12 protein-coding genes and 1 pseudogene are annotated in these 15,614 nt (G+C 55.0%); all 13 read right to left on the bottom strand.

The window, feature by feature from the left end:
- Nucleotides 1-175: 175 nt before the first annotated feature.
- The 13 genes and pseudogenes from CKO_RS11330 to CKO_RS11270 all read right to left on the bottom strand — a co-directional run bounded on the left by CKO_RS11330 (nt 176) and on the right by CKO_RS11270 (nt 15,473).
- Nucleotides 176-969 (bottom strand): annotated as a pseudogene (locus CKO_RS11330) (TraB/GumN family protein).
- A gap of 143 nt (nt 970-1,112) precedes the next feature.
- Entirely contained in the window at nt 1,113-3,614 is a 2,502-nt protein-coding gene (copA, locus tag CKO_RS11325; protein ID WP_012133491.1) for a copper-exporting P-type ATPase CopA, read from the bottom strand.
- 95 nt (nt 3,615-3,709) lie between these two features.
- The gene (locus tag CKO_RS11320) at nt 3,710-4,423 is read right to left on the bottom strand and encodes an MgtC/SapB family protein (protein ID WP_012133490.1); all 714 of its coding nucleotides are present in this window, start codon (nt 4,421-4,423) and stop codon (nt 3,710-3,712) included.
- Nucleotides 4,424-4,487: 64 nt separating this feature from the next.
- Entirely contained in the window at nt 4,488-5,471 is a 984-nt protein-coding gene (locus CKO_RS11315) for a nucleoside hydrolase (RefSeq protein WP_111925761.1), read from the bottom strand.
- Nucleotides 5,472-5,481: 10 nt separating this feature from the next.
- Nucleotides 5,482-6,513 (bottom strand): LacI family DNA-binding transcriptional regulator, encoded by a 1,032-nt coding sequence (locus CKO_RS11310; RefSeq protein WP_024130582.1) that lies wholly within the window; start codon nt 6,511-6,513, stop codon nt 5,482-5,484.
- A 106-nt stretch (nt 6,514-6,619) separates the two neighbouring features.
- A complete protein-coding gene (locus tag CKO_RS11305; protein WP_024130581.1) occupies nt 6,620-8,014 on the bottom strand; it encodes an MFS transporter in 1,395 nt (464 codons plus the stop codon).
- Between the two features lie 207 nt (nt 8,015-8,221).
- Nucleotides 8,222-8,992, bottom strand: a complete 771-nt coding sequence (locus CKO_RS11300; protein ID WP_012133486.1) for a heme ABC transporter ATP-binding protein — start codon at nt 8,990-8,992, stop codon at nt 8,222-8,224.
- Entirely contained in the window at nt 8,989-9,981 is a 993-nt protein-coding gene (locus CKO_RS11295) for a FecCD family ABC transporter permease (RefSeq protein WP_024130580.1), read from the bottom strand. The genes CKO_RS11300 and CKO_RS11295 overlap by 4 nt, the downstream gene beginning before the upstream one ends.
- A 50-nt stretch (nt 9,982-10,031) precedes the next feature.
- Entirely contained in the window at nt 10,032-10,655 is a 624-nt protein-coding gene (gene chuY, locus CKO_RS11290; protein WP_012133484.1) for an anaerobilin reductase, read from the bottom strand.
- Nucleotides 10,655-11,149: a heme utilization cystosolic carrier protein HutX gene (gene hutX, locus CKO_RS11285; RefSeq protein WP_012133483.1), complete on the bottom strand. Its 495-nt coding sequence runs from the start codon at nt 11,147-11,149 to the stop codon at nt 10,655-10,657. The genes chuY and hutX overlap by 1 nt, the downstream gene beginning before the upstream one ends.
- Nucleotides 11,150-11,161: 12 nt before the next feature.
- Entirely contained in the window at nt 11,162-12,499 is a 1,338-nt protein-coding gene (gene hutW, locus CKO_RS11280; protein WP_012133482.1) for a heme anaerobic degradation radical SAM methyltransferase ChuW/HutW, read from the bottom strand.
- Nucleotides 12,500-12,519: 20 nt separating this feature from the next.
- Entirely contained in the window at nt 12,520-13,344 is an 825-nt protein-coding gene (locus CKO_RS11275) for a heme/hemin ABC transporter substrate-binding protein (RefSeq protein ID WP_012133481.1), read from the bottom strand.
- A gap of 2 nt (nt 13,345-13,346) precedes the next feature.
- Nucleotides 13,347-15,473 carry a TonB-dependent receptor gene (locus CKO_RS11270; RefSeq protein WP_012133480.1) on the bottom strand — a complete coding sequence of 709 codons (2,127 nt, stop codon included), beginning with the start codon at nt 15,471-15,473 and terminating at the stop codon, nt 13,347-13,349.
- Between the last annotated feature and the right edge of the window lie 141 nt (nt 15,474-15,614).

Genomic DNA, 15,614 nt, shown 5'->3' with positions numbered 1-15,614 from the left:
ATACCCTTAAAGCATACGCCTGATGGTGGTCTAAAAAATAGTACCATCTTGCGCAATAGTATTGGCAGGATGGTGACTTTGAGCGACAATCGACATAACCAGGGCGCTACGTCCTGGCATAATAATAACGATGAAATTCCTCTTTGACGGGCCAATAGAAATATTGGCCATTTTTTTAACGCATTAGCGCAGGCAAATTGCCTTCCCCGTAAAGATGAAGCGCGCCGACCGCCACGACGTACCGACCCGGCGGCATGGCATGCAGACGCTCCCGCCAGGCGACATTTCGCTGATGCATCAGCACATCATACAGCGACTGACTGAAGGTATTCGGCAACGAAATAGCATTATTCTGCGGGGGCGATTTCAGCCACCAGCTCATCATCTGTTGCAGCAGTCTGGCGTTGGTATGCCAGTGCGTCAGGGTATCATCCAGTAGCGCCAGTCCGTTATCAGGGAGCTGGCACAGCAGATCGATCTGGCTGGAAGCGCCTTCCAGTTCGATGATCGGTTTTTGCGCCTGTTTTGCCGTTTTCAGCAACTGGTAATCAATACCGTATTCCGGTCGCAGCCCCAGTTGTTGCGCCTGAGTCGCCTGCAATATCATGGCGATTTGCCATAACGGCTGGGTCGAAAAGAGAGAAGGGGAAATGCCCAGTTCATGGGTGATTTTATGCAGGCGCTGACGTAACTCGTCGCTAATTCGCTCATCCAGGTCGGCAAAGGCAGGCAGGTCGGTAAAAGGCGAATCGTTGCCTGAAACATCGGCTTCAACAATCAGCGCGTCCGCCTGCCTGAGCTTTTTAAGCAGTTTTGCCGGAAGGGGGCCATATCGCGCGTTCCCATGTGAATACTGCCCACAAGATGAAAACAGCGATCGCCGGGTAACATGATGTCGATGGCAGGCCAGGTATAATGGTTGCCGCGCAGTGCAGCCCATAACGCTTTTACCCGGTATAACAGATCCATACGCCCTCCCTTAGTGGAAAACCATGCTAGCGTGTGGCTCTGGAAGGTGCAATGCGTGAAATGCCGGATGGCGACGCAAAAGCATCTTATCCGGCCTACGATGAGAGTGCTGCGTAGGCCGGATAAGCGTTAGCGCAGGCGCCTTATTCTTTTGGTTTAAAGCGCAACAACCGGTTGGCGTTGCTCACCACGGTAATTGAGGAAAGCGCCATTGCCGCGCCTGCCACAACCGGGTTAAGCAGTGTGCCGGTGAACGGCCACAGAATCCCGGCGGCAACGGGGATGCCGATGCTGTTATAGATAAACGCGCCGAGCAGGTTCTGCTTCATGTTTCGCAGAGTCGCCCGTGAGATGGCCAGCGCGTCAGCTACGCCCATCAGGCTATGGCGCATCAGGGTTATCGCCGCAGTTTCAATCGCCACGTCGCTGCCGCCGCCCATCGCGATGCCGACATCCGCCTGCGCCAGCGCCGGTGCGTCGTTGATGCCATCGCCGACCATTGCGACCTGACGCCCCTGACTTTGCAGACGTTTAATCGCATCGGCTTTACCGTCCGGCAGCACGCCCGCGATCACCTCATCAATCCCGGCTTCTTTGGCAATGGCGTTGGCGGTGGTCGGGTTATCCCCGGTTAACATCACCAGACGATACCCGGCGCGGTGCAGGCGCTGAAGCGCTGCGACGCTGTCGCTGCGCAGCGGATCGCGGATCGCCAGCAGCGCCGCGGCTTTTCCGTCAATCGCCAGCAATACGGGCGTTGCCCCCTGAGAAGCCTGTGCTGAAATTTCAGCGTCCATTGCGGTCGTGACAACCTGTTGTTCATTCAGCAGCGCCTGATTGCCTAACAGCAACGTATGCCCGTCCGCTTCGCCGCTAACGCCTAAGCCACGTAACGTCCGAAAGTTATTCACCTGAGGCAGGGTGGCGTCGGCGGCTTTTTCCAGGATAGCGTGCGCCAGCGGGTGGCTGGAGCCTTGTTCCAGCGCGGCCGCCAGACGTAAGGCGCTCGCCTCATCGGTATCGCCAAATGTCCTGATGGCGACGACCTGCGGTTTACCTTCCGTCAGCGTACCGGTTTTATCAAATATCACGGTGTCCAGCGTGCTGGCGCGTTGCAGCGCGTCGGCATCGCGTACCAGGACGCCAAATTCAGCGGCGCGTCCGACGCCCGAGATAATCGACATCGGTGTCGCCAGACCCAGCGCACACGGACAGGCGATAATCAGGACGGTGGTGGCGATCACCAGCGTGTAAACAATTTGCGGCGCTGGCCCAAAGATATACCAGATACCTGCGCTCACCAGGGCAATCACCACCACGACTGGCACGAACACCGAGGAGATTTTATCGGCAAGCTGGCCGATTTCCGGTTTGCTGCTCTGTGCCTGGCGTACCATGCGAATAATGCGCGACAGAGTGGTATGGCTGCCGACTGCGCTTGCGCGAAACAGCACGCTGCCGTCCTGCACCACGGTTCCGGCGTGAACGCTGTCGCCTTCGCCTTTCTGCTGCGGGATCGGTTCGCCAGTGAGCATCGCTTCATCCAGCCAGGCTTCACCCTGAGTGATTTCACCGTCTACCGGCACACGGTCGCCGGTGGTCAGACGCAGCAACATGCCCGGCTGTACATCCGCCAGAGGTACGCTTTTTTCACCGTCATCAGTGACCACGCGCGCTGTCGGCGGGGTTAAGTCGAGCAATTTTTCCAGCGCCTTAGAAGAGCGCTGACGCGCGCGGGCTTCCAGCATGTGTCCGAGGTTGATCAGACCGATGATCATCGCACTGGCTTCATAATAGAGATGGCGCGCTTCCATCGGGAACCACTGCGGCCACAGGTTGACGCTCATCGAGTAGAGCCAGGCCACCCCGGTGCCGAGCGCCACCAGCGTATCCATCGTGGCGGTGCCGTTCATCAGGCTTTTCCATGCGCTGCGGTAGAAGTGTCCGCCCGCAAAAACCATCACGGCAAGGGTCGCCAGGCCGATTGCCAGCCACAGGCTGCGGTTATCGGCGGTGACCATCATGTTGTCGCCGAGCATCCCCCAGACCATCACCGGCACGCCGACCAGCAGCGCGACAATCGCCTGCCAGCGGAAGCGCTTCATGGTAGCGAGTGCGGTTTCCTGCTGGCGTTCGCGGCGTTTAACGTCATCTTCGATCGCTTCTGCGCCGTAGCCTGCTTTCTCTACCGCCTGCACTAAATCTGCGGCGGACGCGCTGCCCATTACCAGCGCAGTGCGTTCCGCCAGGTTTACCCGTGCCTGTGTGACGCCCGGTACGCTTTGCAATGCGTTTTGCACCCGGGAAACACAGCTGGCGCAGCTCATGCCGCTTAACAGCAGCTGTTGGCTTTCATCATCGGCCGTCACTGCCGGAAGCTCAGGGGGAACCGCTGTCAGTGCTTCCGACGGGATTGATGACTCCGCCAGCGGTTTAGCCTTTGGGTGGCTTAACTCCGCGCCGTAACCGGCTTGTTTAATGGTTTCAATAAGCGCTTCGGCGCTGGCGCTGCCGGTAACGTGCGCTTCGGTTACCGTGACGTCCGCCTGTTCAACGTCAGGACGTTGTTCAAGACTTTCTTTCACGCGTTTGACGCAGTGACCACAGGACAGACCGTCCAGGGTCAGGTCGATAGTTTGAGACATAACACACTCCTTTATGACAGGATTAACTGACTGTGATAAAGGGTAAACCTTCCATCAAGGGGAAGGTCAAGAAGTTTGTTTTATACTCGTGTTTTTCAGTGTTCCAGCGCGATAGCGCAGACGTGTTCGAGCGTAGAAAGGTTGCTGTACAGTTCGGGCAAGGTTATTTTTTTTCTGATCACAACCTTAAGGTTGACCTCTATTTTTCCCTTTTTTACATCGCGGATAGTAATGGTCTCAATAATGCTTTTTTGCTGATTAATACTTTCTACCAGCGTGTGTAGCCCTGATTTTTCGTCAAGAATAATGCGGATTTTTACTTTGCCGGGGAGCTGGTTTTTTGTTTGTAAAAAGATCACAAAATAACTGAGCTTTATAGCCAGCAGAAATAACCCTGTGGCAAGCAGGGCATGAAGATAAAAACCGGCTCCGCTGGTAATTCCTATGCCAGCAGAAGCCCAGACGATAGCTGCGGTTGTTAGCCCGGATATCGCATCATCATGGCGATGGAGGATAACCCCGGCACCGAGAAAACCCACGCCACTGATGATTTGTGCGGCCAGGCGCATAGGATCGCTACGGATATTCATTGAAATCTCAGCGTAATACTCTGCAGATTGAATCGAAACAATGGTCAGGGCACAACTGGCTACTGAAATAATCACACATGTTTTAAACCCGACAGGCTTTCCCTTTGATTCTCTTTCAAGTCCGATGATTCCTCCCAGGAAAAAAGCGACGCAAATTTTGCATAATGTAATTAAAATTGGTTCTCCTTCACCAGAGAGGATGAGTGCTAACGTATTCATTTTTCCTCCAGAAAAACATAACCTTACACACTGCGCGACTACCTTCTTTTTCTGTGCAGCATCGCTATGCGCCGTAGCGATGGATGTAGTGTTCAATCAGCGAAAGAAGTTGATGGTTATCGATAGTCTGTAGAATTTTTATCATCGTGCCTTTGGGCTCGGGTATTCCCACATCCAGGCGTAATGTGTCACGTCCATAACGACAGGTCATACCACGAGTAAGGCCTTCAAGCGAGACGTCCAGAAAGTCTTCTGTCGTTGCGGCGAGCGAGGGATCAAGCAACCAGGCGATCGTCAGAACATCGTGGATCCAGCAGCCAGGCAGATTGCGGGTCTGCATAGAGTAGGTGATCCACGGGCGAATGGTTTTCTCCAGATAGCGACCAAGAACGTTTTCTGCCGCAGCCAGACGATCCAAATCGGTATGAAGCATTTGGGTTTTTGTCGTGACATCCATCGGAACCAATGTGACCGGCGCACCGCTGGTGAGTACGGCATGAGCTGCTTCTGGATCAAGGCCAAAATTAGTGTCTTTCAGGTAGCCAGGAACATTGAATACTCCGCCCATGATCACGATATTCTTCACCGCATGAACGAGCTGCGGATAGAGCTGTAGAGCAATGGCGACGTTGGTGAGTGGGCCTGTTGCAACCAGCGTTATCTCACCGGGGTTGTTGCATATCAGCTCACCTATCGCCTCAGGCGCAAGAGGCTTCGTGGCCTGGTATGCCTGCGGAACGGGGACATCAGCCCAGAGTTGGCGTAAGCCATATTGGTCTACACCATGATCAAGCTTTTCCCGCCAGGGCTGCGGATCTTCTCTGAGCGCGCGTGCGGCGCCACGGTAGACAGAAACGGGTACACCTAATTGTTGAACGAAATCTTTGGCTACTGCATATCCGATTTCTACCGGTGTATTACCAGCCACCGTTGTGATCATCTCCAGAGAGATTTGCGGCGCGGCAATGGCGAGTGCCAGCGCGAGGCCGTCATCGATATTGGCGCCGGGAATGCCATTACCCGGATCGCAGTCGATAATCACGCGCATAGATTTATTTTTATCTGGTTTCAGGTTGTACTTCATGTCCCTGGCAGCCACACGACTCTCCCACTCGTAAAAAAAACTCAAATTCAACGCGGCGAACTTCTCCATCCCAGTTTTTCAACATATCAATTGCCGCACGAGCCATTTTGTCGACAGGCTGTCGGACGGCGGTCAGGGAAGGTACGTTGTAAGCCGATTCTTGTGTTGCGTTAAAGCAGACCAGCGCCACATCCTGTGGAACGCGTAATCCTTGTTCTGCCAGAGCGCGTAAACAGCCAAGCGCCTGCTGTTCGTTGGTTGCGAACAGCGCGCGCGGTGGTTTACCTTGCAACATGCGTTTTGTCGCCTCGTAACCTCCGGCGCGGGTATAGTTAGTCGAAAAGATCCAGGAGGGGTTGATAATTAGCGATGACTCTTCCAGCGCTAGCTGCCATCCCCGGATACGATCCTGGGTGTTCAACATTTCACGCGGACCACAAATAATGCCAATATCGCGGTAACCGTGATCAATCAGATGCTTCGTCACCTGCCAGGCCGCCAGTTGTTCATCTACCTGAATAACACTGACATTCAACCCAGGGTCCACGCGATCCAGCATGACGCAGGGGGTTCCGCTCTCCTGAATCAGCTCAATATAGGGATGCCGGTCAACACTGGTATAGATAAGCCCGTCGACCTGACGGTGTAGCATATTGTTGATCAGTTCACGCTCACGTCCGCTGTTGTCGCCCGCATCGCCCAGCAGGAGCACTTTCCCATCAGAAAATGCTTCACGTTGCAGGGCATGCGCCATTGAGGCGATAAACGGGTTAGAGATGTCTGGCGCAATGAGTCCATAGGTTTGCGTGCTGCCTGAAGCGAGGGCGCGCGCTATACCATTAGGTCGATAACCGGTTTTTTTTATGGCCTGCAATACGCGCTGTCGGGTCGCTTCGGCGACGGGGCGCGGACCGTTATTAATAACGTAACTGACAACAGCGACAGATGTTCCCGCTTCTTTTGCAACATCAGAACGTGTTACGCGTTGTGAATGTGATTGGGTCACAAGGCACCTACCTGATTGAGTTCAGAGTGATCTTTTTTCCTGACAGCATAAGGCGTTATGACCCAAAAATCTTTGGTAAAGAACGCGCAACTCACGTTCTCTGGCCTCAAATTGCATCCTCGGGCAAGTTGAGATCCCGCCCACGAGTCTCTGGCGCGAAGAAAGTCGTCACCAGCCCAATTGCGGCCATCAGGGTGAAATAGACGGCGATAGGCCACCAGTGTCCGTAAAATGAGAGCAGCGCCGAGGCGACAAGTGGCGCCGTACCGCCAGACATAATGGACCCCAGCTCTTTTGCGAAAGCCATTTTAGTATAACGGTTGGTCACACCGAAAAGCTCAACGCCCCATGCAGCCTGAACACCGAAAATGCCCAGTGAAGCGAGCCCCATTCCGGTAATGATCGTCGGGATAACAATCCACGGTTCACGAGAATCCAGCAGCATGAATGCTGGAAATGCGTACAGAATCAGTAGCAGACAGAACCAACGGTAAGTGATACGTCTACCAAATCGGTCAGAAAGCCAACCCGCCAGCGGAATAATGGCAAATCCCAGAATAGAGGCGATAAATACCGCAACAGTGGGGACAGATTTATCAACCATCAGCACTTTGGCAACATAGCCAATGATGAATCCCTGGGCCAGATAGGAGGGGCCATTTTCGCCGATGCGTAATCCGACCATGGTCCAGAATGCTCTGGTGCGTTGCCAGAAGCTACGGGTGTCATACTGTTGCATCTCCTGACCCTGGCGAAGCGCGTTCTCTCGCTCGGCTTGCAGGAGTGCTTTTTGACGCTCAAAGACGGGCGTTTCACGCATATGGCGGCGAATAAACAGTGCGGCGGCGGCGATGAGGAAGCTGCAAAGAAAAGGGATGCGCCATCCCCAGCTTAGCAAGGCGTCTTTATCCATTTGCAGTACGATGAGCCAGACTAAAGAAGCCAGCAATGTTCCGCTATTTGAGCCCAGAGCGATAATCGAGGAGACCAGTCCGCGATGCTTAACTGGGGCATATTCACCGAGCATGACGGTGCCGCCTGAAAGCTCTGCCCCGGCGCCCAGCCCCTGGGAAAATCGTAAGATGACCAGGCATACCGGCGCCCAAACGCCAATCTGGGCGTAGCTGGGAATTAAACCGATCAACATGGTCGACATGCCCATTAACCCGATAGTGATAACCATGACAGTCTTCCGGCCATGACGGTCGCCTATCCAGCCGAACAACAGAGCGCCGATGGGGCGTGCTATAAACCCGACGGAATAGGCGGCGAAGCTGGAAAGTAGCGCCATAACTGGTGTGGCTTCAGGAAAAAAGACGTCGCCAAAGATAATGCCTGCGGCGAGGCCATACAGCGCAAAATCGGCATATTCCATTGTCGTGCCTAACCAGCAGGAAAATGTCGCTCGCCAGAATTCGCGGCGCCCCTCGGGGGTTTCCAGTCGTTCCTGAGCTGCCTGTTGGCCGTCCGTCAGGGGAACAGAGGATGAATGCGTGTTCATAAGAACTCCTTGAAGTTAGCTGTCGACATAAGTCGCAGGTTTATACTCTTCACGTTCTACTCGCGTAGATATTATATTTTTACCGCAGATTAATAAATCTACCCGCGTAGAATGACCAGTTGAAAGAGTCAGAATTGAGAAAGCGATCACTTATAACAGGCAATTGTTACAGAAAATGGAGCATCAGCATTCGATGCTCCGCAAGTTTTACCGATCGAGGACGATCAGCGGTGAGAGATTTGATGGATCGTTTAAAACCGTGATATCCGCGCCGTAAAGCGTTTTCAGCGCCTGTTGTTTCAGCACCTCCTGCGGCCTGCCGTTATCAATAAGGCGGCCATTTGCCATCAGCACCACCCGGTCGGCATAGCGTGCGGCAAGATTGAGATCGTGCAGCACGCAGCAGACGTTGAACTGCCGTTCACGCACCAGTTGGCGCAGCAGACGGAAAAGATGCTGCTGGTGGTGAATATCCAGCGCGGAGGTGGGTTCATCCAGAAACAGCCATTTGGGCGAGGGCTCGGGTTCCCAGAGCTGAACCAGCAGGCGCGCCAGCTGTACCCGCTGCTGTTCGCCGCCCGACAACTGCCGGTAATCACGCGAGGCCAGCTGGCTGCAATCGCACAACGCCATGATGTGCTCGGTTTCATCGCGTGGATTATGCGTCCGATGAGGATGCCTGCCCATGCGAATGACTTCCCGAACGCTGAACGGGAACGCCATGTGGCTGTTCTGGCGCATTACCGCGCGGGTCTTCGCCAGTTCCGTCAGCGGCCATTCGGTCAGCGGCTTGCCCAGAAGCGTACAGCGACCAGAGTCGGGTTTCAGATACCCGGTAAGCTGGCGCAGCAGCGTGGATTTCCCGGCGCCATTCGGCCCTAAAATAGCGACGATTTCACCACCAGGCAGAGTCAGCGAAACATTGTCCGTTAAACGGCGTCCATGAATGCTGTAAACCAGATTTTGGGCATCAATCATACCACCCTCCGGCTGTTCAGAATGAGCCACAGGAACCAGGGGCCGCCAATCAGGCTGGTCAGAAGGCCGACCGGCATCTCCGCAGGCTGTACCAGCGTGCGTGCCAGCGTGTCGGCAACCAGGAGCAAACATGCCCCTGCAAGTGTAGAGCAGGGAATGAGCCAGCGATGGTCTGCGCCGATGATCATGCGAATTAGATGGGGAACCACCAGACCGATAAAGCCAATCACGCCGCTTACCGAAACGGCAGCGCCCACCAGCAGGGAGCTGAGCAACAACAGCTGCTGACGTTTACGCTTTACGTTTACCCCCAAATAGTGCGCCTCTTCATCCCCTAATTGCAGCAGGTTCAGCGTCCCGGAAAGACAGGCGGTGGCGGCGATGGCGGGCAGCGCGAACGAACTGGCCACCAGTAGCGTCGGCCACTGCGCCTGACCGAGGCTGCCCATCATCCATAGCGTCAACTGACGTAATTGCTGTTCGTCGCCAACATAGCTCAGTATGCCGATAGCCGCCCCGCACAGCGCATTAATCGCAATCCCGGCCAGCAGCAGTTGCATCATACCGCCGTGAGCGTGGCGCAGGCTGATCAGAAAAATAACCGCGCAGACCACCACGCTGCCGGCGACGGCAAAGATCATCTGTTCATAGAGCGCCAGAACGACGGGCAACGAAAGAGGGAAAACGATCGCGACGCCGACCATTAACGCAGAGCCGCTGCTGACGCCGAGCAACCCCGGATCGGCCATCGGGTTGCGAAAAAGTCCCTGCATGATCACGCCCGCCGTCGCCAGCGCGCCGCCAACCAGCACGGCCAACAGAACGCGGGGCAAACGGATGTTCAGCCAGATATCCCGGTACTCTTGGTTAAACAGCGAGCTGAAGCTGATGTTCAGCGCCCCCTGGCTGGCGCCGAACAGCACCAGTGCGATCAGCAAGAGTGAAAGCCCCGTCAATACACTGAGGGAAGAGAGTGAATCCTTGAACACTCGAATCTCCATAACGTCATTGCGGCGCGGATGTCCGCGCCGCGAGGGGATCACACCGGCTTTAGTTCAGGCTCAACCAGACTGTAGATCTGATTGTTAAGCGCAGGCGCGCAGGCCAGTTCATGAATATGGGCGGCGACATCCGCACGCATCACAAACCCGTGGCACTCCTGTCCCTGGTAGCGCTGCGCTTTACCTGTCGCATCGCCATTCAGTAAACCGCCTGGCCGCAGGATGGCATAATCCAGTTGACTGGTTTGCAGCCAACTTTCCGCCAGCGTTTTTTCCCGCACGGCCTGGCCGAATGCGGCTTTCGCGCGAGGGGATAAAAATGCCCAACTGTCGCCGCATCCCAGCGACGTCACCAGAATCATGCGTTTGATGCCCACTTTTTCGGCTTCATCAATAACGGTTCTGTGCGCCAGATAATCCTGGTTTCCCCCCATTGATGAAATGACAAGCGCCTCCGGCCCTGCGGCATGGCAGGCGCAGGACACGACGCTTGCGTCGCAGGCATCGCCAATAAATACCTGAACGCCTTTGCTTTGCAAAAGGGCCGCGGTTTCCGGGTGACGAATCACGGCAACGACCGGGCGCTGTTGCGCCAGCGCGAGTTCAAGCGTTCTGGCACCCACGCCTGTACCGCCGGCACCGAAAAGTAACCACGGCGTCATCAGGCGTTTTCCTTCAGAGAGGAGGCCAGGGTGCGGAAGGCGTCAACCTGTTCGCCCAGTAGCTGACGATGCTCGTCGCGACCGAGGAAGACTTTAAACATGGCGCTGCCCGCCTGGTTGAGGAACAGAATAGACGCGGTGTCCATGCCCATAAATTTGCGTTCCACTAAGGCGATGTGCGTGCAGTTTTCCGCTTTGATATGGCCGGTCATGCCTTTTTTACCGCGCAGATTGAAATAACCGTGACGATGGAAGCCGGAGGGCAGTTCACCGGTAAATTCGAGAATGACATCGGCGGTGTGCACCAGGGTTGTGACTTTGCCCCATTCGCTGACGGTGTCCCAGACGGTATCGAATTTATCGCCGCTGACCAGAGTATGAGAGGGCAGGTTTTTGACCACGTCTAAAAGCGTGGTGTTGTACTGTGCGGCGATCGCTTCCAGCGTTCCGTCCGGCTCAGTGCGCAAAAAATCCTGTAAAGAGACATGGCTCATAAGTTACTCCTTTTATGGTTTATCTACCGCGATGCGCGGTGCGTTAAGTTCCTGAATCAGCTCGTCAAGAGACTGCAAAATATTGCTTGCCCAGAAGCGTCCTTCGTTGGTCAGACGCAGGCAGGTTGACGCATCGCGGGTCAGCCCCGCGTTGTGCCATTGGGTCAGTAACGGAATCAGTTGCTCCGCGTGAGGCGTCAGCTCATCAAGCGGTACGCGCGCTGTTTCAATCCCTGCCTGTAACGTATGGCGCCACTGAAAGCCGCGTTCGGCGGTACGCATCATCATCATTAACGGCTTTTTCCCGGCGGCGATAGTTTCATGCCAGGTGGAAAGGTTTCTCTCCACCATCCAGGAGTAGCCGTTGACCGAACCGCCTGCGCCGGAGCCGAAGGCGAGGCAGTCAGCGCCTTGCTTGATCAGCAGGTTGTACAGGTTGCGTTCTCGGGTGGTACGCGCCCAGTGGCTGTTGCTGATGCAGCGCCAGCCCGCGCTATCCATAAAATCGCAGCCCTGAAGGTAGAGGTCGCGACGCGCTGAGGGGGAAGGAACGGTCGTCCGGCCACTTTCAACCGCTTTACCGAGCGGCGTATTGGGAAGCAAATTCAGCGCATACAGATCGATCCCATCCAGCCCGATATCGCGAGCTATCGCCAGATCTTCGCCCCACAGGGCGGCATCCTGACCGGGCAGACCGAACAGCAGATCGCACACCACGGCGGCGCGATCCCGCCGCACCAGGCCGTTCATAAAGGCGATGGCGGTTGGGCCGTCCGAGGTGCGCGCCATTTTCTTGCGGATCTTGCTGTTGAAAGACTGAATACCGATAGAAAACCGATTGGCGCCCGCATCAAGACAGGCATCAACGCGGGCATCATCAAAGTTGAGCACCCGACCTTCGATAGTGATTTCGCAATCCGGCGCCAGCGGCAGTTTTTCACGCAGCGTGGTGATGATCTTGGCCAGATCCCTGGCCGACAGCGCAGACGGCGTTCCACCGCCGAAATACACCGCATGAATGGGCGCTGACTGGTGCAGCGTGCTGTCGGCTTCCATCTCTATTTCACGTAGCAGGGCGTCGGTATAGCGTGCGCAGTGATCCTCTTCAAAGCGGTTCTGATAAAAACCGCAGAAAGTACAGTGGGTTGCGCAAAAAGGGATATGTAAATACACCAGTCTTTTGCGCGGTGGAACGGTCTGACTGATGACGTTCTGCCAGGTTTGCGACAATTGCTCTTTTGCAACAGGAATCGCACCACGCCACGGCATCGTGGCCCGACGATCCTTAAAGGGCTGGTTCCCCTCCAGCGCGAAATGTGGAGTGAGATCCAGCGTGTGTTGAGTATTCATAATTGTAATGCCAAATCCATTTAATGAGGCCAGAGTTGCTGGTGCAGAGTTTCAACGGCGTCGGCGACGCGGGGACCCATCCCCAGAATCAACGCCTGATCAATGGCGACGATCCGCTGATTTTTCCAGGCGGAGGTATGGGTGATACCGGCAATGGCGCGCAGGCGATTGATATCGCCCTCGACCATCTGTGATGTCACAACAATCACCTGCGGGTTTGCCGCAATCAGCGATTCCGCGCTGTAACTTTTATATTGCGCATGCTGGGCGACATTCTGCGCGCCAGCGAGGGTCAGAATCGCGTCAGCGACGCTGCCCTTACCGGCGATCTGCGGGGCGCTGCCCCCCGCAGAAAGAATAAACATCGCCTTAACCGGCGCGCCTTTCGCCTTCACGCTGTCCTGCACACGATCCAGCCGCTGGCGAATGCGGTTAACCAGCGCGTCGCCCTGTTCAGGAACCTGGAGCGTGTTCGCCAGGGCATGAATATTGGCGTACATCTGGTCAACGGTGGCCGGAACGCGCGGCAGGGTGACAACGTTGACTTTTTGGGTGCGCAACTGCTCCAGCACAATATGCGGGCCCGCGTCCTGCCAGGTAATAAAGCTATCCGGGCGCAGCGATAAAATGCCTTCACTGTTCAGTTGCTTCCAGTAGCCAATATGCGGCAGTGCAGCGGTTTCGGGGGGATAAGAGGTGGTTTCATCCACCCCGACAACGCGATCGCCGATGCCCATTGCAAAAATAAGCTCGCTGAGAGAACCGCCCGCCACCACCAGTCGTTCGGCCGCCTGCACGCTGAAGGCGCTAACCAGCGCCAGTAAGCCAATGACAAGTCTCTTCATCGTCAGAAATTCCACGCAAAACCAATCGCCGCGTTAAAGCCCGCCGCTGGAATGGATTCATGAGCGGTCTGGTAACGTTTATCGGTCAGGTTGTTCAGCGCCAGATTGACCTGATACTGATCCTGCGGACCAAACTCAGTATTAAAGGCGAGGTTAAGCGTCGCCCAGCCCGGGTAGCGAATTTCAGTCTCTCCCGTGTTGTCTTTGGCGCTGGATGCCGCACGAATGAAGAGATCGGAAGTGATATTCGCGGCATTGAGCAGCAGCGTGTGTTTCAGACCTGCGCGGCCTGTCAGCATCGGTTCGCCGGTATCCCAGGTTTTCTGCACGTCGCCTTCATACTGACGACGAATCAGGTTGCCGCTCAGATAAGGCGATACGGCCCAGGCGTTGTATTCCGCCGTCAGCTCCATCCCCCAGGTTTTGGCGCGGTCGATGTTGTCGTAGTAGTAGGATGAGGTGCTGCTGCCATTACAAATCGCTTGCCCTGAACAGGCGAGACTGGCGATATAGTCTTTGGCTTCGGAGTAGTAAATCGCCCCGTCAATCAGCCACATATTGCCTTTGTAACGCGCACCCAGTTCATAGTTATTGGAGTGCTCAGCCTTCAGGTCAGGATTGCCATAGGTGATTCTGCCGCCCGCAGACGTTTGCATAAACAACTGAACCAGCGTCGGGAAGACATATCCCTGAGCATAGGCTGCGCGTAGCTCAAGATTATCAAAACCGGAGTAACGCAGGCTGGTTGAGGTGACTAACTCATCGTCATGCGCTGACTTTCCACCGGATGACTGCCAGGTTGTGCCGCTCAGACTGTCGCTACGGTTCAGTTTAGAAGAGAGCCAGTACTGACGTGCGCCGACGGTCCAGGTCCAGTCATCGGCAAAACGCCAGTCGTTTTGCGCAAATATTGAGGCGTTACCTTGTTCAGCCTCAATATGCGACAGGGTATTGGTCTGGATATCGAAGACGCCGGTTGCCGCTGTCTGACGCGTGCTGCTATTGGTGTCCTGCTTCACTTTGTCGTGCTGATACTGCGTCCCGATAACCAGCTCGTTGTTCGCTGGCAGTGAGAAGTTGCTCTGTAACGTCACACCCTGCGTGTACTGTTTATCATTGGTGTTGGTCTGATTGCTGACTGTCAGCGCCTGAATCATCGGGCTTGGGATGACCTGGGTGGTTTTTACCCGATTCTCAAATTTACGCTCAATGGTCTGGCTGTAAGCGTCGAGGTGGATTTTTTTCAGGTAATCGCCATCGGCATCATAGTCATAGAAAACGCCGACCTTTTCGCGTTCCAGTTTCGGAATACGGACGCTGAATTCGTCATACTGGTTATCCGCATCGCTAATCCAGGTTTGGGTGGACGTTTTGTAGCGATCGAGTGATAGTCCAAATTTATGGCGATCGAGATTGTAGCCAAGCCAGACGCCCTGGCTGTTGTTGCGGAAATTGGTGTTGGGCAATCTGCCGTCAGGCGTGTCGCGGTTGCCCTGATCGGAATAACTGCCGTTAATGCGGTAGTCGAAGTTGCCGATGCTGCCCCAGGCGGCGGCCGACTCCTCCCAGCCTGCGGTCGCGGAGTTGTAAACGGCTTTGACGCTTCCGCCAAGCGGCTTATCGCCGCCTTTTTTCGTAATAAAGTTCACCACGCCGCCAATGGCCTGCGAGCCATAGAGCACCGAGTAGGGGCCTTTAACGATTTCAATACGCTCAAGCGACGATTCATCAATGAGCAAGCCGGCGCCGTAGTTTTGCCCGGCGCGCTGATAGCTGACGACCTGGCCGTCAATCAAAATTAATACGCGTGAAGAGGCTTCGCCGCGAATGCGGATCTGTTTGCGTCCCGCCAGAGAGTTATCAGTAACCTCAACGCCGGGGATGTCCTGTAGATCGTCCGCAATCGACACGCTGGTGGAATTCTGTATGGCCTGGCGGTCGATAACCTGAATCGTGGCCGGGCTTTCCCAAAGGCTACTTTCTGAGCGGTTAGCGGTGACGATTAACGTGTCGTCATCCGATACTTTATGATGTTGTGCTGTAGTTGTCGTGGCTGCTGAAACAGCACCTGAAACGCATAATGTCAGGGCCGAAAGAATAAATGGCCGTTGGCTAATCCGTGGCAACATGTGAGAACCTTTATGAGTATGTAAATGATCATCATTATCATTCGCGTTTATATAGAAGATGTATCCACAAGTTCAAGGTTGAAAGGTGTATAATTAATGCACCTTTGATCTGTATCAATATGTTGCAAGCAAGACAGCCAT

Source organism: Citrobacter koseri ATCC BAA-895 (genome assembly GCF_000018045.1).
Taxonomy (GTDB): domain Bacteria; phylum Pseudomonadota; class Gammaproteobacteria; order Enterobacterales; family Enterobacteriaceae; genus Citrobacter_B; species Citrobacter_B koseri.
The sequence above is the reverse complement of the archived record's forward strand: the minus strand, read 5'-3'. Positions and strand labels throughout refer to the sequence as shown.